This window comes from Stenotrophomonas sp. PS02289 (genome assembly GCF_029960115.1).
In the GTDB taxonomy this organism is placed as follows: Bacteria; Pseudomonadota; Gammaproteobacteria; order Xanthomonadales; family Xanthomonadaceae; genus Stenotrophomonas.
On the sequence record NZ_JASCOZ010000005.1, the window covers coordinates 23,499 to 43,749 of the forward strand.

The window sequence follows — 20,251 nt, forward strand, 5'->3', positions numbered from 1 at the left end:
AGCGTGTTACGCCTGCTCGCGCGCAATCGCGCGCCACCCAATATCACCACGATGGAACTCGTGTTCCCACGTGACCTTGGTCACACCGGCATACGCGTTCGCCTGTGCCTCACCGACGCTGTTACCCAGCGCGGCCACACACAGCACGCGTCCACCAGCGCTGAGCACCTGGCCCTGCGCGTCCAGCGCGGTGCCGGCATGGAACACCTTGGCGCTGGCCGGCACCTGATCCAGACCACTGATCACGTCACCGGTGATCGGGGTTTCCGGGTACGGCGAGGCGGCCATCACCACGCCCAGCGACGGGCGCGGGTCCCACTGGGCGGTGGTCTCATGCAGTCGTTCGTCGATGGCCGCTTGGACCAGATCCACCAGATCCGACTGCAGTCGCAGCATCACCGGCTGGGTTTCCGGGTCGCCGAAGCGCACGTTGAACTCGATCACCTTCGGCGCGCCGTTGGCATCAATCATGAGACCGGCGTAGAGGAAGCCGGTGAACGGAATGCCGTCGGCGATCATGCCCTGCACGGTGGGGTTCACCACTTCGCGCATGACGCGGGCGTGCACCTCATCGGTGACCACCGGGGCAGGCGAGTACGCGCCCATGCCGCCGGTGTTCGGGCCGGTGTCGCCATCGCCAACGCGCTTGTGGTCCTGCGAGGTCGCCATCGGCAGGGCGGTCTTGCCGTCCACCATCGATATGAAGCTGGCTTCTTCGCCGTCCAGGAATTCCTCGATCACCACGCGTGCACCGGCGTCGCCGAAGGCATTGCCCGAGAGCATGTCGCGCACCGCGGCTTCGGCTTCGTCCAGCGTCATGGCCACGATCACACCCTTGCCGGCGGCCAGGCCGTCGGCCTTGATCACGATCGGTGCACCCTTCTCACGCACGTACTGCAGCGCGGCGTCCACGTCGGTGTGTACGGCATAGAACGCGGTCGGGATGTTGTGGCGGGCCAGGAAGTCCTTGGCGTAGGCCTTGCTGCCTTCCAGCTGCGCGGCCTTGGCGGTCGGCCCGAAGATGCGGTGGCCCGCAGCGCGGAAGCGGTCCACCACGCCGGCGACCAGCGGAACTTCCGGGCCCACCACGGTCAGCTCAACACCTTCGGCCTGCACCAGCGCCAGCAGCCCGTCCAGATCGGTGACCTTGACGGCCACGTTGCGGCATTTGGCTTCGGTCGCGGTGCCGGCATTGCCGGGAGCCACCAGCACTTCGCTGACGCGGGCGGACTGGGCCAGCTTCCAGGCCAGGGCATGTTCACGGCCGCCAGAGCCGATGACGAGGATTTTCAAGGCAGTTCTCGCAACAAAGGGGTAGAAAGAAAAACGGGGACCGGCATCTCCCGGTCCCCGCTGTGTCATCAATGCCGGAAATGACGCACGCCGGTGAACACCATCGCGATCCCATGCTCATCCGCTGCGGCAATCACTTCCGCGTCGCGCATCGAACCACCCGGCTGGATCACCGCCTTGATGCCGGCCGCTGCCGCCGCGTCGATACCGTCGCGGAACGGGAAGAACGCATCAGACGCCATCACCGAACCTTCCACCACCAGATTTGCATCACCGGCCTTGATCCCGGCAATGCGCGCGGAATACACGCGGCTCATCTGGCCGGCACCGACGCCGATGGTGCGGTTGTCCTTGGCATACACAATGGCGTTGGACTTCACGAACTTGGCCACGTTCCAGGCAAACAGCAGGTCCGCGAACTGCTTCTCGGTCGGAGCCAGCTGGCTCACCACCTTCAGCTCGTCACGGCTCATGCCACGGTTGTCGGCGCTCTGCACGAGCAGGCCCGAGCCGATGCGCTTGGTGTCGTAGTTGTTGCGGCCGTCGCCATGCGGAATGCGCAGCACGCGCACGTTGGCCTTCTTCTGGGCGTATTCCAGCGCGGCCGGCTCGTAGTCCGGGGCAATCAGCACTTCGACGAACTGGCGGTCGAGGATGACCTGCGCGGTGGCGGCGTCGAGCGGCTTGTTGAAGGCGATGATGCCGCCGAAGGCGCTGGTCGGGTCGGTGGCGTAGGCCAGCTCGTAGGCATCGCCGTTGGCGACGCCCACCGCCACGCCGCACGGGTTTGCGTGCTTGACGATGACGCAGGCAGGGGCGTCGAACTGACGCACGCATTCCCACGCGGCGTCGGCGTCGGCCAGGTTGTTGTAGCTCAGTTCCTTGCCCTGCAGCTGCTGGAAGGTGGCCAGGGTGCCCGGCACCGGGTACAGATCGCGGTAGAACGCGCCGGCCTGGTGCGGGTTCTCGCCGTAGCGCAGGTCCATCACCTTGAGGAAGTTGGAATTCATCTGCGCCGGGAACTCGGCACGCACCGGCACGGCGGCGTCGGTGGCGGTCACCGAGGACAGGTAGTTGCTGATTGCAGCGTCGTACTGGGCGACGCGGTTGAACGCGGCGACCGAGAACGCAAAGCGCTTGGCGGCGGAGAGCTGGCCGTCATTGGCGTCCAGCTCGGCCAGCAGCTCGGCGTACTGCGCCGGGTCGGTGGCCACGGCAACGCGGGCGAAGTTCTTGGCCGCCGAACGCAGCATGGCCGGGCCGCCGATGTCGATGTTCTCGACGGCGTCGGCGAGGGTGCAGTCGGCCTTGGCGGTGACCGACTCGAACGGGTACAGGTTCAGCACCAGCAGGTCGATCGGGGCAATGCCGTGTTCGGCCATGACGGCCTCGTCCAGGCCGGCGCGACCGAGCAGGCCGCCGTGGACCACCGGGTGCAGGGTCTTGACCCGCCCGTCCATCATTTCCGGGAAGCCGGTGACGTCGGCCACATCCTTGACCGGCAGGCCGGCGTCGCGGATCGCCTTGGCGGTGCCGCCCGTGGACAGCAGTTCCACGTTGCGGGCGGCCAGGGCACGGGCCAGGTCGATCAGACCGGTTTTGTCGGAAACGGAGAGCAGGGCCCGGCGCACGGGCAGCAGATCGGAACTCATGGGGGCGGCAGTTCGAAGCGGAGCGGGTGCATATTGTAGGCTGAGCGGCATCTGCCTTCGACCGCGGGAAAGGATTCGTGTCGATCTATGCACTGAAAGGACGCTTCCAGGGCCTGCTGCGGCCGGCCGTGGGAGCCTTGTACCGGGCCGGCGTCACCGCCAATGCGGTCACCGTGGCGGCCGCGCTGGTCTCGCTCGGCGTGGCCTGTGCCGTTTACGTCTGGGCTCCCGGCCAGCCATGGCTGTATGTGCTGCTGCCCGGCTGGATGCTGCTGCGGATGGCCCTGAACGCCGTGGACGGCATGCTGGCCCGGGAGTTCGGCCAGCAGTCCCGGCTCGGGGCCTATCTCAACGAGCTGTGCGACGTCATCGCTGACGCGGCGCTGTACCTCAGCCTGCTCAGCGTGCCCGGCGTGTCTGCCACGGCGCTGTGGGCCCTGGTCTGGGCGGCAGCGGTGTGCGAGTACGCCGGGGTGCTGGGGCTGATGGTCGGGGCCAGCCGCCGTTACGACGGCCCCATGGGTAAAAGTGATCGTGCTTTTGTAGTGGGCGTGACAGGATGTGGCTTGGCGCTGGGCTGGCTGGACGGGGCCTGGGTGGGTTACGTGGCGTGGGCGGCAGCAGCGTTGTGCGCGCTGACCACCTGGCGACGGGTACGCAATGGATTGGCGGAAGCGGGCTGACCCGCCCCTGGCCGCTGGATGCACAACGGAGTGATGCATGCGCGTAGAGCAACAGCTGACGTTTCACAGTTTTGATGGCCAGGAGCTGTTCTACCGGTACTGGCCGGCCACCACCGGAACGACTCCGGCGAAGGCCGTCGTTCTGCTGCACCGGGGCCATGAGCACTCGGGCCGGGTGGTCCATCTGGTGGATGAACTCGACATGCCGGATGCGGCGGTGTTCGCCTGGGATGCGCGCGGCAACGGCCGGTCACCCGGCGTACGCGGCGATGCGCCGGGTTTTGACGCACTGGTGCGCGACCTGGACCGCTTCATCGCGCTGATCGGCGAGCAGCATGGCATCGCGGTGGAAGACATCGCCATCGTCGCCCAGAGCGTCGGTGCCGTGGTGGCGGCCACCTGGGTGCACGACTACGCGCCGCCGCTGCGGGCGCTGGTGCTCGCCTCGCCGGCCTTCAAGGTGAAGCTGTATGTGCCGTTGGCGGTGCCGGGGCTGAAGCTGATGCAGAAGCTGCGTGGCAACTTCTTCGTCAACAGCTACGTCAAGCCGCAGTGGTTGACCCATGACCCGGCACGCGTCGAGAGTTACCGCAGCGACGATTTGATCACCCGGCCGATCTCGGTGCGTGTGCTGCTGGGTCTTTACGAGGCGGCCGAACGCGTGGTTGGCGATGCGCAGGCGATCACCGTGCCGACCCAGTTGCTGGTGTCCGGCTCGGACTTCGTGGTGCACCGCGCACCGCAGGACCGCTTCTACGAGCGCCTGTCCAGCCCGGTGAAGGAACGTCACCTGCTGCCGGGCTTCTTCCACGACACGCTGGGCGAGCACGACCGCGCGCCCGCCATCGCCGCCATCCGTCGCTTTTTGGGCGAGCGCTTCGCCGCGCCGCTGGTGCGCCCCAGCCTGCGTGATGCGCACCGCCAGGGGCCGACCTTCAATGAAGCAGAAGTGCTGGCGTGGCCACCGCAGCGCAACAGCCTGCAGGACCTGTACTGGCGCTTCACCCGCGCCGGGCTGCGCTTCGGCGGCAACCTCTCCGAAGGCATCGCACTGGGGCTGCAGACCGGTTTTGATTCGGGCAGCACCCTGGACTACATCTACCGCAACGAGGCGCGCGGCCGTGGTCCGTTGGGGCGCATGGTGGACCGTAACTACCTGGACGCGATCGGCTGGCGCGGCATCCGCATCCGTCGCACGCATGTGCGTGAGTTGCTGCAGCAAGCAGCCCGGCTGCTGCGCGCGCAGGGACAGCCGGTGCGGGTCATGGACGTGGCGGCCGGTCATGGCCGCTACGCGCTGGATGACCTGGCGCAGGGCGATCAGCGCGCAGACGCCATTCTGCTGCGCGACTTCAGCCCGCTCAACGTAGAGCAGGGCAGGGCGCTGATCCGCCAGTTCAATGCGGACGACATCGCCACCTTCGAACAGGGCGATGCCTTCGATGCGCAATCCTTGGCCGCGCTGCCGGTGGGCCCAACGCTGTCGATTGTCTCGGGCCTGTACGAGTTGTTTGCCGATAACGACGCGGTGTCACGTTCACTCCAGGGCATTGCAGCGGCGATGCGTGACGGCGGCTACCTGGTCTACACCGGGCAGCCTTGGCACCCGCAGCTGGAGTTCATCGCGCGCGCACTCACCAGCCACCGCGAAGGCGCGGCGTGGGTCATGCGTCGGCGCACCCAGCAGGAGATGGACGAACTGGTGCGGTTGGCCGGATTCGAGAAGGTCGAGCAGCGCATCGATGCGTTCGGCATCTTCACCGTTTCACTGGCACGACGGGTGACCCATGGCTGAGGGTGCGCGCCCGTGGCGACGCGCGCTGCTGTGGCTGGCCGTGCTGGGGCCGTTCTTCTTCCTCAGCTACGGCCTGGCCAATCACCTGGCGTCGCTGCGGTCGTTTGTGCCGTCCATCGTGTTTGGATGGGAAGCGCGGATCCCGTTCCAGGCCTGGACCATCGTGCCGTACTGGTCCATCGATCTGTTCTACGTGGCCTCGTTCTTCATCTGTACCTATCGCGCCGAGCTGGATGCGCATGCGCGACGGCTGCTGACGGCGCAGCTGCTGTCGGTGACGTGCTTCCTGCTGTGGCCGCTGCGCTTCAGCCTGGAACGACCGGAAACCGGCGGCGTGTTCGGCTGGCTGTTCGACGTGCTGCTGGGCTTCGACAAACCGTTCAACCAGGCACCCTCGCTGCACATCGTGCTGCTGGTGGTGCTGTGGGTGCGCTACCAGCAGCATCTGCAGGGGTGGTGGCGTGCGGCGCTGCATGTGTGGTTCGGCCTCATCGGGCTGTCGGTGCTGACCACCTGGCAGCACCATTTCATTGACGTGCCCACCGGCGTGGCGGTGGGCTGGCTGTGCGTGTGGATGTGGCCGATTGAAGCGCGCTCGCCGTTGGCCGCATGGCAGACCGCGCGTGACCCGGTGCGCTGGAAGCTGGCGGTGCTGTATGCACTCGGCAGTGCAGGATGCGCGGCCTTGGCGCTGCATCTGGGCGGTTGGGCGCTGTGGCTGGGGTGGCCGGCGCTGTCGCTGGCTCTGGTTGCGCTGGCCTATGCCGGCCTGGGCGCTGCGGTGTTCCAGAAACAGGAAGATGGCCGCTTGAGCATGGCGGCGACCTGGCTGCTCGCCCCCTATCTGCTGGCCGCGTGGGGCAACTCGCGCTGGTGGACGCGGCGCATGCCGCAGCCGCAACAGGTGATCGAAGGTGTCTGGCTGGGTCGACTGCCCGAGGCGGGTGCCGCGTTGCAGCCGACGACGGTGGTGGATGTCTGTGCCGAGCTGCCGTTCCGCGGGCGCGTACGCCACTACCGCCACATACCAATGCTGGACCTTGCGACCCCGACACCCGCAGCGCTGCGCAGGGCCGCCGAGGCGATCGCGCACGGCCACCGACGCGGCAGCGTGCTGGTGTGCTGCGCACTGGGCTACTCACGCAGCGCCGCAGCGCTGGCGACCTGGTTGTGCCTGAGCGGTCGCGCCGACAGTGCCGATAACGCGGTGGCGTTGCTGGCACTGGATTGTCCGTGGATCGTGCTGAAGCCACGGCATCGCCGCGCCATCGAACAGGCGCTTCTCCTCCCCGAGTCGCACGGCTCACTGCAGGTGAACGCATGAGCGACCTGATGCAGATCCGCACCATGGCGGCCATCCTGCGACAGGGCCGCGGCCTGGCGTCGGTGGCCTGGTTGTGCGCGGCCGCCGCGCTGGCCCTGCTGTGCCTGGGTCCGCTGACCACCGTGTCCAGCGGTGCGGCGTTGTTCTCGCTGATGGCCGGAGCGGTGCAGGCGGGTTACGCGCTGCGGGTCAACTTCGATCACGCGTTGCTGGAGGCCTTTGCCGCCACCGGGAACGATGACGATCCGACGCGTCTGGACGCGGCGCTGGCCGCCCTCGGGCTGCGTGCAACGGCACAGGCGCAACGCAGCTGGGCGGACCGCTGGCAGGGCATGCGCGGCTTGCTGCGGGGGCAATGCATCGCGCTGATGGTGCAGGTGTTGCTGCTGCTCTGCGCGATCTGGCTGCGCGGATGAAGGGGAACGGGGAGAAACGATACATGCGGGGGATCTTTGATGCTGGCTGATCTGGTGGCGCGTGGCTGCAGTGGTGCGATCCGCACCCTGACCGGGGCACGCGCGCTGTGGCAGGGCTGCGCGCCGTCGAGCGACCATCGCGTGTACTACGGCAACCATGCCAGCCACGGTGACTTCGTGCTGATCTGGTCGTCGCTGCCGGTGCAGCTGCGCCGCCAGGTACGTCCCGTGGCGGCCGCCGAGTACTGGCAGCGCGACGGTCTGCGCCGCTATCTGATCCATGCCGTGTTCAACGGCGTGCTGATCGAGCGCGAGCGCACGGCACGGCAGCAGGATCCGATCGCGTGCCTGTGCCAGGCGGTGGATGAAGGCAACTCCTTGATCCTGTTTCCAGAAGGCACGCGCAACCCCGAGGAAGGCCTGCTGCCGTTCAAAAGCGGCATCTACCACCTGGCGCGGCAACGGCCCGAACTGGAGTTCGTGCCGGTGTGGATCGACAACCTCAAGCGCGTGATGCCCAAGGGGCGCTGGTTGCCGTTGCCGCTGCTGTGCACCACCACCTTCGGCGAGCCGCTGCGGTTGAACGCCGGCGAGGACAAGCAGCAGTTCCTCGACCGCGCGCGTCAGGCCCTGCTCGCGCTGGATCCGCAGCCGGCACGGAGTGGCGCATGATCGCCCTGCAGAACCTCGCCGCGCACGTTGCGCAGCTTTCCACCCATGCGCAGACCCGCCTGCTGTTTGCCGGTATTGCGGCCGTGCTGGTGGTGGCCACGGTGATCGCCGAGACGCTGCGCTGGCGCACCCGGCATGCGCCCAGCAGCGTCGTTGCCAACCTCGTCTCGCGCATCCGTGCGTGGTGGGTGATGGCGGCGGTGGTGGCATTGGCGTTCTTCTTCGGCCGCACCGGTGTGATCGTACTGTTCGCGATCGTCTCGCTGTTCGCGCTGCGCGAGTTCATTACCCTCACGCCGACCCGCGCCGGCGACTACTACGCGCTGCTGGCCGCGTTCTATGTGGTGCTGCCATGGCAGTACTGGCTGGTGTGGACCGACTGGTACGGCATGTACACGCTGCTCATTCCGGTCTACGCGTTCCTGTTCCTGCCTATCCTGGCGACCATCGGCGGTGACACCACCCACTACCTGGAGCGCACCTCCAAGGTGCAGTGGGGGCTGATGATCTGCGTGTTCTGCATTTCGCACGTGCCGGCGCTGTTGAACCTCCGCCTGGAGGGCGTGGAGCCGGCGCGCAACCTGCTGCTGTTCGCCTTCCTGGTGATCGTGGTGCAGTCCTCGGACGTGCTGCAGTACATCTGGGGCAAGCTGCTGGGCCGGCACCTGATCGCACCGAAGCTCTCGCCGTCGAAAACGGTGGAGGGCTTCGTCGGCGGGGTGCTCTCGGCCAGCGCGCTGGGCGCGGCGCTGTGGTGGCTGACGCCGTTCACGCCGTGGCAGGCGTTCGGGATGTCGCTGGCGATCAACCTGATGGGGTTCTGGGGTGGCCTGGTGATGTCGGCGATCAAGCGCGATCGCGGGATCAAGGACTGGGGCCACATGATCGAGGGCCATGGCGGCATGCTCGATCGGTTGGATTCGGTGTGCTTTGCCGCGCCGGTGTTCTTCCACCTGGTGCGTTATTTCTGGGGTTGAAGCGCGTGCCGACCAACGGTCGGCACCTACCGTCGTCTGGCACCTCAGGTGGCGATGCCGTATTCCTTGAGCTTCTTGCGCAGCGTGGCGCGGTGGATGCCCAGCATCGCCGCGGCGCGGCTCTGGTTGCCTTCGCAGTGGTTGAGCACTTCCACGAACAGCGGAATTTCCATCTCGCGCAGGACGATCTCGTACACGTCATCGGCATCACAGCCATCCAGGTCGCGCAGATAGCGCCGGACCGACTGGGCTACGTGTTCGCGCAGCGGTGGCTTGGCCGCGCCACGACTGGTGTCAGGACGAGAAAAGACTGCGTTCAAGAAGAATCCCGGATGCGAATGCCGGGGCGGACCGCAGCCCCGGACGGAAAGACGAAGGCGACCAGTCTAGCGCGTGCCGGTGGCCCCCGCCATGCCAGAACGCGCAATAAAGGGTTACAGCAGTGAACGCTTACAGAAACTCAAAGGTGAACGCGACCGTCGAGGCGGCGGGTTCACGAACCCGGAACGCGATCTGTGCGCTTTGCCCCGGTTCAAGTATGGACGCCGCATCGCCGCCGGGGCCCAGATAGTCCTGGGGTGCGAACACGCCGGTGCCGATCACACGGCCGTCGGCATCGGAAAGCGACAGGCGCAGCAATGGCCACGCCTGCGCCCAGCGGGCATCGTTGCGGAAGCTGGCCTGTACCTGCAGCGCGCCGGGCTGGGTGGGGACCGGCCGCACGTCACGGCTGATCATGCTGAAAGCGGTCGGCTCATGCCAGGCAGGCAGGCTGCAGCGCAGCACGCTGCACAGTCCGGCCACCCACGGCCGGCTGCCGGCGTCGGCAGCGAGGTTGGCGCGGTCGGCCACCATGATCTGCACCACCAGCAACGCCACCAGGCCACCGACCAGGCCCCATTGCCAACGCGGCGCGCGCGGCGCGGCAGCAGGTGCACGGGTGAAGCTGGGAGCCACCACGGTCGGTTCTTCCTGCGCGGAAGCGGCTGCCGGCACGGGTTCCGGTTCGGCGACCGGCGGCTCGCTCGGCGGTTCCGTTGCGGGAATCGCTTCTTCAGCCGCTTCTGCTTCCGTTGCAGGCACGTGGGCCTGCAGCGCCTCTTCGGCCGGTGCTGCCCGTTCGGGCGCGTCCTCGGCGGACGGCTCTGAAGCGGCAGCAGGTCCGGGCGTGGCACGCAGGAACGTGGCCAGAGGGCGGCGTGGTGGCGGGGTGGGCTCGGTCATGCGTCAGGGCCGGGCGAAGGTGCTGCTATTCAAGCACGACGGACGCCGGTGATGCGCATCCAGTCGTCTTCGCGGGTGGCTTCCAGCTGATCGAACCAGGCGGCGTAGCGCTGCAGCAGCTCGTCTTCCTGGCCGTGCAGAATGCCGGACAGCGCAATGCGGCCGCCCGGTGCCACGCGTGCGGCCAGCACCTCGGCCAATGCATCCAGTGCCGAGGCCAGGATGTTGGCCACCACCACGGGGTAGGTGGCCTGCGGTTCGTCGGCGGGCAGGTACACCTGCATCCGGTGTTGCTCGCCATTGCGCTCTGCGTTGTCGCCGGTGGCGATCACGGCCTGCGGGTCGTTGTCCACGCCCACCGCCTGCGCGGCACCCAGCTTGAGTGCGGCCAGGGCCAGAATGCCCGAGCCACAACCGAAGTCGAGGACGGTGCGGCCTTCCAGCACGCCTTCTTCGGCCAGGCTGTCCAGCCAGCGCAGGCACAGCGCGGTGGTCGGGTGCGTGCCCGAGCCGAACGCCAGGCCCGGGTCCAGTCGTACCACGGCCGCATCGGCGCCCTGCGCCGCCTCGGGCAGCTCATGGTTCCACGGCACAATCCAGGTGCGGGACCCGAATGCCATCGGCTGGAACTGATCCAGCCAGGCGCGTTCCCAGTCTTCATCTTCCACCGCACGGAAGCTGGCGCTTTCCCAGGCCAGTCCCGGATCGAAGGCCTCCAGCGCGGCCAGCAGGGCCAATGCATTGGTGTCGGCGGGGAACAGGGCGCTGAGCACCAGGTCGTTCCACAGCGGCGTCTCGCCCACACCCGGCTCCAGAATGGCGCGTTCGTTGCTGGTGTCCGCATCGGCATCCAGCAGGGTCACCGCCAGTGCGCCCACATCATCCAGCGCATTCTCGTAACGGGGCTGGGTGGCTTCGGTGCAGTGCAGGGTGAGTTCCAGATACGGCATGGGCGGGCAGCAACAGGCGGGAAAGCGAGCATGCTAGACGATTGCGCACGGCCCTGCCCGGAAGATCTCACCATTTGGTGAGAATTCAGCCTCAATCATGTTCAGGCAGCCGGGCGACAGCTTGATAAACTGGGGGTTGCGCTGTCCGTATCGTGGCCCGGCCCACTAAACATGACGTTTGTGCCCACCCTCAAAACCTGGTTGCTGGTGGTTCCGGCCCTGGCCTTGCTGGGGGTGGTGGGTTACCGCGCGGGCGGTCGTGTACTGGCACCGGCCGATCATGCCGAAGTGACGGCGGCCGAACTGCCTGCGGCGGCGTCCACTGCGGTGTTCCATCCGCAGGACCTGGCGCGCCAGTTGATCACCATGGAACGTCCGAACGCGGTGCCGTCCGGCTTGCCGCTGGACATCCGTGCCGACATCGAAGGTGACACCGACTTGTTTGCCTATGCCCAGCGGCTGCGCCAGCAGGCCGCGGAAGGCAACGCCGAAGCGCGCTGGATGGTCAGTCGTGTCTACGACTACTGCGCGCTGTATGCGATGGACCCGGGTGGCTACCAGCTGGACAACCATCTGCTCAGCAGCATGGGCATGAACAGCAGCGCGCCCATCGTGGAGGCGCGCGAACGGGTGGCGCGGCGCTGTGGCGGGTTTGTCGCTGCAGACGGCCTCGGCCGCAAGTTGATTCTTACCCAGCGGCTGCAGGCCGCACAGGCAGGCAATCTGGCGGCCGAAGCGGCGCTGATGGCTGACGGTCAGCCGCTGCAGCCGACGTCTGAGTATCGACGCGGCCTGGTTGAGCGCGTGCTGGATTCGCGCGACCCGGAAGCCTTCATGGCGCTGTCGCCGGCCATGGGCCAGCGTGCGGCCGGCGACGCGGCACTGGAGGGCTTGGTGGCCGGTGATCAGTTCAGTGAACTGGCCTGGCGTCTGGCTGCCTGCGAACTGGGCATGGCCTGTGGCCCGGACAGTGTGCTGATGAACAATTTCTGTGCGAACGGAGGGATCTGCTCGCAGGACAGTGGACAGGATTTTTCTGGTTTCGTGTATGACGCTGCGGTCTCGCGGCAAGGTGCGGGGAAAATGAAGACGTTGGTCGAAGAGCTGATCAAGCGGAGAAACGGGCGATGAACTACCGTCGATTCCTGCATGGCGCGAAATTCTGGTTCTGGGTGGCGCTGTTCGTGGCCTACTCAGCCGGTGCGGTGGGCCTGGTGTTGATCGACACCTACGACGACCGCTACCGCAATCTGTCCAAGGTGAAGCTGACGTCGGTGAAGGTGCAGGAAGACGTGCGCCGGGCCGGGGCGAGCCAGGTGGCCGCGGTGTACCGCGCGCAGAGCGGCATGCCATTTGCGTCACTGCCGGCTGGCAGCACCTTCCAGGTGGTATGGCCGGATGGCTCGACCGAAACGATGGTGATTGTCGATCCGACCTCCACGCTGGGCGTGGCTCCGGTAAAGGACACCCAGGTCACGGCAGCTGACGCCGCGCGCTGAGTTGAAACAAATCGAATGGACGGCTCGGTGCGGGTGGATTACTTCTTCCGCCCCCGAGTTTGATCCAGGAGATCGGTTTGCCCATTGGAGCACTACAAGCGGTTCACGAGACCGGGCAGTCCCGTAATCACGTACACCGCAAGCTCGCGCGACAGAAGCTTTCGGTGTCACCCAGGAACCTGCAGTTGGACAGCCCCTGGCAGGTGATCATGGTGCTGCTGCTGATCAGCAACGCAGCCAGCGCCCGACCCACTTCCTTTCGTTCCGAAGGCGACGCAACCGCAGCGTCGTCGCAGAACCCGCGTGCGGTGAACTGTCCACCTGCGACACCACTCAAGGTGTCCAAAGTGCTGCTTGGGGTAGGCGACTTCCTGGGTCATCCGTTCACCGGCACCGTGCATCTGGGCCAGAAGTGGGCCTATCGCATTCTCAGCCATGACTGCCCACCTCCGGACGGCGAGCTGGAGAAGACGGTGCTGGAGATCGGCGACGTCGGTGCCAGCTTCGCGGAGGGCGAGATCCTGGGCCCGGAGGCTCCAGGGCTGATCCAATTGGTCGCTGTCGGTCTAAAAGCGGTCGGCGACATATTGGACAACAAGCCAGTATCCCCCGAGCTCATGGGGGATGCGGTGCTCTCATTGGGCGGGGGGCTGCGCGCGGAGCCGCTTCCCGCCTCATGGGGGCCATCGAGCATTGCGATCTTTTCGCCCGCCGTACACGCCATCCGCCAGCAGCCGGCGCTGGACCCGGAGCAGATCCAGCTTCAGCCGGCGGACGAAACCGGCATGCATCTCTATCTGGACAAAGGCAATGGCAAGATGGGCCGCGCCGTGCAGGTCGACGGTGCGTACTACCCAGTGACCGAACTGAGCGCCGACAGTGCGGTGATCGGCGGGGTACCCCTGATCCGACAGGACGGCCGTTTCCGTTTGCGCGCGGACGCGGCCGCCGAGGGGGGCGAGTCAGAACCCGCAGTGGCCGTGCGCTGCCGCCGCGCGCCCGACAGCATCTGCCACCGTTCGCCTTACTCGCCCGAGCTCACCTCCGTGCTGCGCCAGCATCTGCGGCTCGGCGTTACCGAAGCGCAGGCACAGCACCGTGGATTCTCGGCGGACCCGCAGCGTCCCGGCTGGTACTGGCATATGCGCGGTGAGCGGCTGCATGGCTATTTGCGCCTGGAGGATCGCTACTTTCCGGTCAAGACCCACCGCTACGGCCGCTGCGAGCGCATGACGGTGCACTTGCCGCGCCGGGCGCATGTGCCCGACAGAACGAGTGCTGGATCGGGCTTGATCGACATTGCCGAGTCGCCGATGGCGACCGGTCCGCACACACTCACGCAGGCCGAGCTGAACGCGCATCGTGGTCTGGCCAGTCGTACGGCGTCGGACGTGTACGAGCATGCGGTTCGTCACCTTCCGCACGTCCACCTGCGGCAGCTGGAGAGAGCGGCGCTGGTGAACTATTACGGTGCCGGGGAGGTGCGTCTGAACGACTTCCTTCACCAGGATCCGGTGCCATCCCATCAGCGGCAGGACCTTGACCGGGAGGTGCGGACCCTGCAGCAGGCCTTGGCGCGCATACCGGCCTACCCCGGGCGTGTGTATCGCGGCACCGTCATGTCCGAGGCGCTCTTCAACAGCCTGCACGTTGGGCAGACGATCTACCTGCGCAGCTTCGTTCGCGCCAGTGGCGATCGCAGCGTCGCGCTGCAGGAACTGGCTGGACGACCCCTGGAGGCCGACCAGATGCATGTGGTGATGGAGCTGGACATGCGTCGCAGTGCCCATCCCACCGGGCTGCACACCCTGCGTGACGAGGCCGAAGTGGTGATCGACGACGGACGAGTGTATGTGGTGGATGCGGTGCGACCGGGAGAGCTGTGCCTGCGGGAGGCGGGAGTGACACGGCAGGCGCTGGGGCAAGCGGGCGCCACCGTGCTGCCGCTTGCTTAAGCCAAAAAAAACCCGGTGCGCGTGCACCGGGCTTCTCTGGAACCGCTCGATCAGGTCAGCGCGATCGGCTTGGTCTTGCGCTCGGCCAGACGCTTTTCCAGGTAGTGGATGTTCTGTCCACCGGCCTGGAAGCCCTTGTCGCGCATGATGCGCTGCTGCAGGGCCACGTTGGTCTTGATGCCGTCCACCACCATTTCGCTCAGTGCCACGCGCATGCGCGCGATGGCGGTTTCGCGGTCCGGCCCGTGCACGATCAGCTTGCCGATCATCGAGTCGTAGTTCGACGGCACGCGGTAGCCGCTGTAGATGTGCGTATCCACGCGCACGCCCGGACCACCCGGCGGATGGAAGCCGGTGATGGTGCCCGGGCTGGGTACGAAGGTTTCAGCATCTTCAGCGTTGATGCGGCATTCGATGGCGTGGCCGGTCAGGACGATGTCGCTCTGCTTGATGCTGAGCTTCTGGCCAGCGGCGATCTTCAGCTGCTCGGCGACCAGGTCGATACCGGTCACCATTTCCGTCACCGGATGTTCCACCTGGATACGGGTGTTCATTTCGATGAAGTAGAAACGGCCGTCTTCGTAGAGGAACTCGAAGGTGCCAGCGCCGCGGTAACCGATGCGGATGCAGGCTTCCACGCAGACCTTGCCGATCTGCTCGCGCTGTTCCTGGCTGATGCCCGGAGCCGGTGCTTCTTCCACCACCTTCTGGTGGCGGCGCTGCATCGAGCAGTCGCGCTCACCGAGGTGGATGGCGTTGCCCTGGCCGTCGGCCAGCACCTGGATTTCCACGTGACGCGGATTCTCCAGGAACTTCTCCATGTACACCTCACCATTGCCGAACGCGGCCTTGGCCTCGCTCTTGGTGGTTTCGATCGAGGTCTTCAGCGAGGCTTCGGCGTGCACCACGCGCATACCGCGACCGCCGCCGCCACCGGCCGCCTTGATGATGACCGGGTAACCGATCTCACGGGCGATCTTGGTGTTGGCGACGATGTCCTCGCCCAGCGGGCCGCCCGAGCCGGGCACGCACGGCACGCCGGCGGACTTCATCGCGCGGATGGCTTCAACCTTGTCGCCCATCATGCGGATGGTGTCGGCCTTGGGACCGATGAAGATGAAGCCGGACTCTTCCACGCGCTCGGCAAAGTCGGCGTTCTCCGACAGGAAGCCGTAACCCGGGTGGATGGCCTGCGCATCGGTCACTTCGGCGGCTGCGATCAGCGCCGGAATGTTGAGGTAGCTTTCCGGCGACGGGGCCGGGCCAATGCAGACCGACTCGTCGGCCATGGCGACGTGCTTGAGGTTGCGGTCGACCGTGGAATGCACGGCCACCGTGCGGATGCCCAGGGTGTGACACGCGCGCAGAATGCGCAGCGCGATCTCCCCTCGGTTGGCAATAACGACTTTGTCGAGCATGGACGCGTCCTTAGCCGATCACGAACAGCGGCTGGTCGAATTCGACCGGCTGGCCGTTTTCGCCCAGGATGGCGACGATGGTGCCGGCGACGTCGGCTTCGATCGGGTTGAACATCTTCATCGCCTCGATGATGGCCAGGGTTTCGCCTGCCTTCACCTGCTGGCCGACCGACACGAAGGCCGGCTTGTCCGGAGCGGCCGAAGCGTAGAAGGTGCCGACCATCGGCGAACGCAGCACGTGGCCTTCCGGCAGGGCCGGGCCCGGCTTGGCGGTGCCGCCGGTGGAGGCTTCGGTCGGCGACTGCATCGGCATGGCCGGGGCGGCAGCCACCGGAGCCGGGGCAATCATCTGCACAGGAGCGGGGGCATAACCGGCTACCGGAGCGCGCGACAGGCGCACCGACTCTTCGCCTTCCTTGATTTCGATTTCAGCCAGGTTCGACTCTTCCAGCAGGTCGATCAGCTTCTTGATTTTGCGCAGGTCCATGGAGGCCTCGTTGGTCGTGTATGGGGGTCGGTAAGAAGGAACGCTCAGGACAGCCGCGTCAGTGCGGCGTCCATGGCATAGCGGTAGCTGTCGGCCCCGAAGCCACAGACCACACCCACCGCCTTGTCGCTGAAATAGCTGTGCTGGCGGAACGGTTCGCGGCTGTGCGGGTTGGACAGGTGGATTTCGATGAACGGCACGTCCACCGCCGCCAGCGCGTCGCGCAGCGCGACCGAGGTGTGGGTGAACGCGGCCGGATTGATCAGGATGAACGCGGTACCGTCTTCACGGGCGGCCTGCACGCGATCCACCAGGATGTGCTCGGCGTTGGACTGCAGGCTCTCCACCGCGTGCCCGGCCGCCTCGGCCTGGGCCAGCAGGGCCTGGTCGATCTGCGCCAGCGTGGTGTGCCCATACACCCCCGGCTCGCGGGTGCCGAGCAGGTTGAGGTTGGGGCCATGCAGGACCAGCAGTTTCGCCATGGGGACCACGGAATCGGAAAGGGCGAAGTCTGGCGGATGCGGTGGATGGTGTCCAGTTCGGCGAAGTTACGCGTGTTTCAATCAATCGTTTGAAAATCCGGCGGAACGCTTGACGCTTATGGCCTGCACCGGCACGGGGCTACGTGAACCGGTCTTAGCCTGCCTGTTCGGCGAAGTTGGCCAGCTCTTCAGGGTCGCCCTGAGGAAACGCCGCCTTCAGACAGTTCAGGAACGCCGATACCCGCGCGCTGAGCAGCCGCCGGGACGGGTACAGCGCCCAGATCTCGATCGGTGGCCCCTTCGCATCGCCCCACGCCGCCAGTCGCCCGGACCGAAGATCAGAGGCAACCAGTGAGTAGGGCAGCAGCGCGGCTCCCGTGCCGGCGCGGGCCGCGTCGCGGATCATGATCAGCGAGGCCAACCGCAGCACCGGCGCGATCGCGACGTGGCGGTTGCCGCGCGGCGTCGCCAGCTCCCAGCCGGCGGCATCGCTGGAAGGGCGGACCACCGCCGGCACGGCGTCGTTGCCGGCCGGCAAGGTCAGATCCGGATGCGCGACGACGACCAAGCGGTCGCGCAGCAGCACCCGGCCGACCAGTCGCTCGTCCGTCTTCGGGTTGACCCGGATCACCAGGTCATAGCCTTCCTCGACCATGTCCACGGCACGGTCCTCGGTCGTGATTTCCAGCTGCACCTGCGGATGCCGCTGCGCAAAACGTGCGGCGATCTTTCCCAGCGCCATCTGCGAAAACAGCAGCGGAGCACTGACCCGCAAGCGGCCGCGCGGAATGTCGCCGCCGCTGGCGATCGAGGTAGTGGCCTCGTCCAGCTCCGTCAGCAGGGATTCGGTACGCGCATACAGGGCGTGACCTTCCTCGGTGAGCTTGAGCGTGTGCGAGCCGCGTTCGAAAAGACGCACGCCCAGGCTGGCCTCCAGCTCGCCGACCCGACGCGACAGGGTGGCCTTGGGACGCTCGGCAGCACGTGCGGCGCGGCCGAAGCCGCCATGTCGGGCTACGAGGGTGAAGTCGGCCAGGGCGAGCAGGTCCATGTGTTCCGCCAGTGAGACAGGTGGTCCAAGTATATGGGCTATCGGTCCGATTGCGGATCAACAACCATGAGGCCTCCCAACCCAATCACGGAGTCACCCATGACCCATCTTGTTACCGGAGCCACCGGCACCGTCGGCCGTCAGGTCGTCCAGCATCTCCTCCAGCGCGGTGCCACGGTGCGTGCGCTGGTCCGCAACCCGGCCACCGCCAATCTGCCTGAAGGCGTCGAACTGCATCAGGGCGATCAGCTGGACGTCGATGCCCTACGCGCCGCCTTCAACGGGGTGTCGACCGTGTTCCTGCTCAACGCGGTGGTGGCTGACGAGTTCACCCAGGCACTGATCACCCTCAACATCGCCCGCGAGGCGGGCGTGAAGCGGGTGGTCTACCTGTCGGTGATCCACAGCGACCGCTACGTCAACGTGCCGCACTTCGCCGGCAAGTACGGTGTGGAACGCATGATCGAGCAGATGGGTTTCAGCGCCACGATCCTGCGCCCGGCCTACTTCATGGACAACGATCTGACGGTCAAGGACGTGGTGCAGGGCTATGGCGTGTACCCGATGCCGATCGGCAGCAAGGGGCTGGCGATGATCGATACCCGCGACATTGCCGAGATCGCGGCACTGGAGCTGATCGCCCGTGATGCGGCCGCCGCTGACGCCGCCCTGACCCGGCTGAATCTGGTCGGACCGGAAGCCCTGACCGGCGCGGATGTTGCGGGGATCTGGAGCGACGTGCTCGGTCGCTCCATCGCCTACGGTGGCGACGATACCACGGGGTTCGAACAAAACCTGCGCCAGTTCATGCCGCCGTGGATGGCCTACGACATGCGCCAGATGGCCGAACGCTTCATCTCCGACGGCATGCTGCCAGCGGCTGGCGATGTGGAGCGTCTGATGCAGTTGCTGGGGCGGCCGCTGCGGTCGTACCGGGGGTTCGTGGAAGGTGCGCTTGCAGAAGGCTGAAACCCGCCTTTCATCTTCCGAACATCAGTACCGTCAGGCGGTTCTCATGCAGCATCGACACCGAACGTTTCGGTGTCGTCCGGCTCAGTACGCAGCTGGTGGTGTCGTAATGAATGTGCTTGATCAGCTCGGGGTAGCGAGCGGCCACATCATTGGAGGCCATCAGCTGACCGCCGCGCGCTTCGCAGCTGCCCAGCAGTTCCTGCGCGAGGGCGTCGGGCAGGCGATAGCCACGGGACCGGAGATCGGTCGGGATGAGCTCCCTGCGTCTACGGCGGTCCGTCCATTCTGGGCCCAGTCCTTCGGGCAGCTCGAAGCCAATGGCGTCCCGGATCCGGGTGTCCATGGCGGCACCTCGGCTCCTGGCGGTCGCAAAGAAGACAAGCAGCGAAATTACGATGGCGCCGGCCATGAGCGCCCATGACGATGACTTGCTGGAGTCCAGCTCGAAGCCAAACAGTTCAAGACGCATACCGGCGCACCACACCATCCCTGTGAACAAGGATGACATGATGCCGGGGTGCGGTGATCAACACCAGCGCAGACGGCGATGCAGCGACATTCAAAGACGCCGGTCGCCAACCGACGCGGGGAGTGGTATGAATCCATCAGCACCCCTGAGATGCCACGCGCCATGACTGCCCCGATACCTTCCACCCTGACCATCCACGAATTCAGCGACGACCTAGCCCACCACTTCCACGACATCAACGCGGAGTGGATCAACGCCATGTTCAAGCTGGAGGACACCGACCGCGAGGTGCTGCAGCATCCGCGTCGCAACATCATCGACAAAGGCGGGGTGATCCTGTTCGTGGAGGCCCAAGGACTGGGCATCGTCGGCACCTGCGCACTGCAGAAGTCGGCTGACAACGGCTACGAGCTGACCAAGATGGGCGTGCGCGAGAGTGCGCGCGGCTTGAAGGTGGGCGAGTTTCTTCTGGCGGCAGTCCTTGAGCGCGCGGCAGCGCTGCAGGCATCGCCGTTGTATCTGCTCAGCAACGCCAAGTGCGAGGCGGCGATCCACCTGTATGAAAAGCTCGGTTTCCGCCACGACGCGGAGATCATGGCGACTTACGGCGCGCGCTATCAGCGCTGCGATGTGGCGATGCGGTATTCGTGGTGAGCGCGCCAGTTGAGGGTTGCATAAAGGTTTCCGGCAGAACGTTCGAGTGGTGGATCCTTCGTAACACCAAGGAATATGACGCGGCCAACAGAGATTGGGGCTTCGATCGACCGCAGCCGATCAATGTTGTCCGTATTCGGGAGCCGGGCACTGGATTCGATATCGCAATCCGAATCCACTATCCCAGAGAGGGGGGACCCAGGATCTGCTATCTGGAGCAGTTCGCCTTGGTGCTTGACTCGGGCTTTCCCTCGCAGAAGATGCCCGTGCCGACCGGG

At 66.2% G+C, this 20,251-nt stretch carries 21 protein-coding genes; 11 read left to right on the forward strand and 10 right to left on the reverse strand.

Going from position 1 to position 20,251, the window contains the following annotated elements:
• Nucleotides 1-6: 6 nt before the first annotated feature.
• Both purD and purH read right to left on the reverse strand, forming a co-directional pair.
• A complete protein-coding gene (purD, locus tag QMX83_RS01390; protein WP_282294884.1) occupies nucleotides 7-1,293 on the reverse strand; it encodes a phosphoribosylamine--glycine ligase in 1,287 nt (428 codons plus the stop codon).
• A 68-nt stretch (nucleotides 1,294-1,361) separates the two neighbouring features.
• Nucleotides 1,362-2,945 carry a bifunctional phosphoribosylaminoimidazolecarboxamide formyltransferase/IMP cyclohydrolase gene (gene purH / locus QMX83_RS01395; protein WP_282294885.1) on the reverse strand — a complete coding sequence of 528 codons (1,584 nt, stop codon included), beginning with the start codon at nucleotides 2,943-2,945 and terminating at the stop codon, nucleotides 1,362-1,364.
• A gap of 77 nt (nucleotides 2,946-3,022) precedes the next feature.
• Here purH and QMX83_RS01400 point away from each other — a divergent pair, with 77 nt between their 5' ends.
• From QMX83_RS01400 to QMX83_RS01425, 6 genes are read left to right on the forward strand one after another with little or no spacing between them, the layout of a single operon-like run.
• Nucleotides 3,023-3,628: a CDP-alcohol phosphatidyltransferase family protein gene (locus tag QMX83_RS01400; RefSeq protein ID WP_282294886.1), complete on the forward strand. Its 606-nt coding sequence runs from the start codon at nucleotides 3,023-3,025 to the stop codon at nucleotides 3,626-3,628.
• Nucleotides 3,629-3,665: 37 nt separating this feature from the next.
• Nucleotides 3,666-5,423 (forward strand): bifunctional alpha/beta hydrolase/class I SAM-dependent methyltransferase, encoded by a 1,758-nt coding sequence (locus QMX83_RS01405; RefSeq protein ID WP_282294887.1) that lies wholly within the window; start codon nucleotides 3,666-3,668, stop codon nucleotides 5,421-5,423.
• Complete coding sequence (locus tag QMX83_RS01410) at nucleotides 5,416-6,747, forward strand: phosphatase PAP2/dual specificity phosphatase family protein (protein ID WP_336618941.1); 1,332 nt, start codon at nucleotides 5,416-5,418, stop codon at nucleotides 6,745-6,747. Before QMX83_RS01405 ends, QMX83_RS01410 begins: the two co-directional genes overlap by 8 nt.
• The gene (locus QMX83_RS01415) at nucleotides 6,744-7,163 is read left to right on the forward strand and encodes a hypothetical protein (RefSeq protein WP_282294888.1); all 420 of its coding nucleotides are present in this window, start codon (nucleotides 6,744-6,746) and stop codon (nucleotides 7,161-7,163) included. The genes QMX83_RS01410 and QMX83_RS01415 overlap by 4 nt, the downstream gene beginning before the upstream one ends.
• A gap of 39 nt (nucleotides 7,164-7,202) precedes the next feature.
• Nucleotides 7,203-7,835: a lysophospholipid acyltransferase family protein gene (locus QMX83_RS01420; RefSeq protein WP_282294889.1), complete on the forward strand. Its 633-nt coding sequence runs from the start codon at nucleotides 7,203-7,205 to the stop codon at nucleotides 7,833-7,835.
• Nucleotides 7,832-8,812 (forward strand): phosphatidate cytidylyltransferase, encoded by a 981-nt coding sequence (locus QMX83_RS01425; RefSeq protein WP_282294890.1) that lies wholly within the window; start codon nucleotides 7,832-7,834, stop codon nucleotides 8,810-8,812. The genes QMX83_RS01420 and QMX83_RS01425 overlap by 4 nt, the downstream gene beginning before the upstream one ends.
• Nucleotides 8,813-8,856: 44 nt before the next feature.
• On the opposite strand, the gene fis is transcribed toward QMX83_RS01425, so the two are convergent.
• From fis to prmA, 3 genes are all read right to left on the reverse strand, one after another.
• A complete protein-coding gene (gene fis / locus QMX83_RS01430) occupies nucleotides 8,857-9,132 on the reverse strand; it encodes a DNA-binding transcriptional regulator Fis (protein WP_125360167.1) in 276 nt (91 codons plus the stop codon).
• Between the two features lie 130 nt (nucleotides 9,133-9,262).
• Nucleotides 9,263-10,036, reverse strand: a complete 774-nt coding sequence (locus tag QMX83_RS01435) for a DUF3426 domain-containing protein (protein WP_282294891.1) — start codon at nucleotides 10,034-10,036, stop codon at nucleotides 9,263-9,265.
• 29 nt (nucleotides 10,037-10,065) lie between these two features.
• Nucleotides 10,066-10,986, reverse strand: coding sequence for a 50S ribosomal protein L11 methyltransferase (gene prmA, locus QMX83_RS01440; protein ID WP_282294892.1), 921 nt, complete (start codon nucleotides 10,984-10,986; stop codon nucleotides 10,066-10,068).
• 171 nt (nucleotides 10,987-11,157) lie between these two features.
• Between prmA and QMX83_RS01445 the strand changes: the two genes are divergently transcribed.
• The 3 genes from QMX83_RS01445 to QMX83_RS01455 all read left to right on the forward strand — a co-directional run bounded on the left by QMX83_RS01445 (nucleotide 11,158) and on the right by QMX83_RS01455 (nucleotide 14,440).
• Nucleotides 11,158-12,117 carry a hypothetical protein gene (locus QMX83_RS01445; RefSeq protein ID WP_282294893.1) on the forward strand — a complete coding sequence of 320 codons (960 nt, stop codon included), beginning with the start codon at nucleotides 11,158-11,160 and terminating at the stop codon, nucleotides 12,115-12,117.
• Nucleotides 12,114-12,485 (forward strand): hypothetical protein, encoded by a 372-nt coding sequence (locus QMX83_RS01450; protein ID WP_282294894.1) that lies wholly within the window; start codon nucleotides 12,114-12,116, stop codon nucleotides 12,483-12,485. The genes QMX83_RS01445 and QMX83_RS01450 overlap by 4 nt, the downstream gene beginning before the upstream one ends.
• A gap of 185 nt (nucleotides 12,486-12,670) precedes the next feature.
• Nucleotides 12,671-14,440, forward strand: a complete 1,770-nt coding sequence (locus QMX83_RS01455) for a hypothetical protein (protein ID WP_282294895.1) — start codon at nucleotides 12,671-12,673, stop codon at nucleotides 14,438-14,440.
• A 50-nt stretch (nucleotides 14,441-14,490) separates the two neighbouring features.
• On the opposite strand, the gene accC is transcribed toward QMX83_RS01455, so the two are convergent.
• The 4 genes from accC to QMX83_RS01475 form a co-directional block, all read right to left on the reverse strand.
• A complete protein-coding gene (gene accC, locus QMX83_RS01460) occupies nucleotides 14,491-15,858 on the reverse strand; it encodes an acetyl-CoA carboxylase biotin carboxylase subunit (RefSeq protein ID WP_282294896.1) in 1,368 nt (455 codons plus the stop codon).
• A 10-nt stretch (nucleotides 15,859-15,868) separates the two neighbouring features.
• Nucleotides 15,869-16,345, reverse strand: coding sequence for an acetyl-CoA carboxylase biotin carboxyl carrier protein (accB, locus tag QMX83_RS01465; RefSeq protein WP_125362305.1), 477 nt, complete (start codon nucleotides 16,343-16,345; stop codon nucleotides 15,869-15,871).
• A 44-nt stretch (nucleotides 16,346-16,389) separates the two neighbouring features.
• A complete protein-coding gene (gene aroQ, locus QMX83_RS01470; RefSeq protein WP_282294897.1) occupies nucleotides 16,390-16,827 on the reverse strand; it encodes a type II 3-dehydroquinate dehydratase in 438 nt (145 codons plus the stop codon).
• Between the two features lie 154 nt (nucleotides 16,828-16,981).
• Entirely contained in the window at nucleotides 16,982-17,878 is an 897-nt protein-coding gene (locus tag QMX83_RS01475) for a LysR family transcriptional regulator (RefSeq protein ID WP_282294898.1), read from the reverse strand.
• 99 nt (nucleotides 17,879-17,977) lie between these two features.
• On the opposite strand from QMX83_RS01475, the gene QMX83_RS01480 reads away from it, so the two are divergent.
• Nucleotides 17,978-18,847 carry an NmrA/HSCARG family protein gene (locus tag QMX83_RS01480; protein ID WP_282294899.1) on the forward strand — a complete coding sequence of 290 codons (870 nt, stop codon included), beginning with the start codon at nucleotides 17,978-17,980 and terminating at the stop codon, nucleotides 18,845-18,847.
• Nucleotides 18,848-18,857: 10 nt separating this feature from the next.
• On the opposite strand, the gene QMX83_RS01485 is transcribed toward QMX83_RS01480, so the two are convergent.
• Nucleotides 18,858-19,319, reverse strand: coding sequence for a hypothetical protein (locus QMX83_RS01485; RefSeq protein ID WP_282294900.1), 462 nt, complete (start codon nucleotides 19,317-19,319; stop codon nucleotides 18,858-18,860).
• Nucleotides 19,320-19,481: 162 nt separating this feature from the next.
• On the opposite strand from QMX83_RS01485, the gene QMX83_RS01490 reads away from it, so the two are divergent.
• A complete protein-coding gene (locus QMX83_RS01490) occupies nucleotides 19,482-19,973 on the forward strand; it encodes a GNAT family N-acetyltransferase (RefSeq protein WP_282294901.1) in 492 nt (163 codons plus the stop codon).
• Nucleotides 19,974-20,251: the final 278 nt, after the last annotated feature.

What these genes read in the sequence shown, in the direction of transcription:
- purH (WP_282294885.1), bottom strand. Translation starts at nt 2,945, where the DNA reads ATGAGTTCCGATCTGCTGCCCGTGCGCCGGGCCCTGCTCTCCGTTTCC.
- QMX83_RS01405 (WP_282294887.1), top strand. Translation starts at nt 3,666, where the DNA reads ATGCGCGTAGAGCAACAGCTGACGTTTCACAGTTTTGATGGCCAGGAG.
- QMX83_RS01410 (WP_336618941.1), top strand. Translation starts at nt 5,416, where the DNA reads ATGGCTGAGGGTGCGCGCCCGTGGCGACGCGCGCTGCTGTGGCTGGCC.
- QMX83_RS01415 (WP_282294888.1), top strand. Translation starts at nt 6,744, where the DNA reads ATGAGCGACCTGATGCAGATCCGCACCATGGCGGCCATCCTGCGACAG.
- QMX83_RS01420 (WP_282294889.1), top strand. Translation starts at nt 7,203, where the DNA reads ATGCTGGCTGATCTGGTGGCGCGTGGCTGCAGTGGTGCGATCCGCACC.
- QMX83_RS01425 (WP_282294890.1), top strand. Translation starts at nt 7,832, where the DNA reads ATGATCGCCCTGCAGAACCTCGCCGCGCACGTTGCGCAGCTTTCCACC.
- QMX83_RS01435 (WP_282294891.1), bottom strand. Translation starts at nt 10,036, where the DNA reads ATGACCGAGCCCACCCCGCCACCACGCCGCCCTCTGGCCACGTTCCTG.
- prmA (WP_282294892.1), bottom strand. Translation starts at nt 10,986, where the DNA reads ATGCCGTATCTGGAACTCACCCTGCACTGCACCGAAGCCACCCAGCCC.
- QMX83_RS01445 (WP_282294893.1), top strand. Translation starts at nt 11,158, where the DNA reads ATGACGTTTGTGCCCACCCTCAAAACCTGGTTGCTGGTGGTTCCGGCC.
- QMX83_RS01450 (WP_282294894.1), top strand. Translation starts at nt 12,114, where the DNA reads ATGAACTACCGTCGATTCCTGCATGGCGCGAAATTCTGGTTCTGGGTG.
- accC (WP_282294896.1), bottom strand. Translation starts at nt 15,858, where the DNA reads ATGCTCGACAAAGTCGTTATTGCCAACCGAGGGGAGATCGCGCTGCGC.
- accB (WP_125362305.1), bottom strand. Translation starts at nt 16,345, where the DNA reads ATGGACCTGCGCAAAATCAAGAAGCTGATCGACCTGCTGGAAGAGTCG.
- aroQ (WP_282294897.1), bottom strand. Translation starts at nt 16,827, where the DNA reads ATGGCGAAACTGCTGGTCCTGCATGGCCCCAACCTCAACCTGCTCGGC.
- QMX83_RS01475 (WP_282294898.1), bottom strand. Translation starts at nt 17,878, where the DNA reads ATGGACCTGCTCGCCCTGGCCGACTTCACCCTCGTAGCCCGACATGGC.
- QMX83_RS01480 (WP_282294899.1), top strand. Translation starts at nt 17,978, where the DNA reads ATGACCCATCTTGTTACCGGAGCCACCGGCACCGTCGGCCGTCAGGTC.
- QMX83_RS01485 (WP_282294900.1), bottom strand. Translation starts at nt 19,319, where the DNA reads ATGCGTCTTGAACTGTTTGGCTTCGAGCTGGACTCCAGCAAGTCATCG.
- QMX83_RS01490 (WP_282294901.1), top strand. Translation starts at nt 19,482, where the DNA reads ATGACTGCCCCGATACCTTCCACCCTGACCATCCACGAATTCAGCGAC.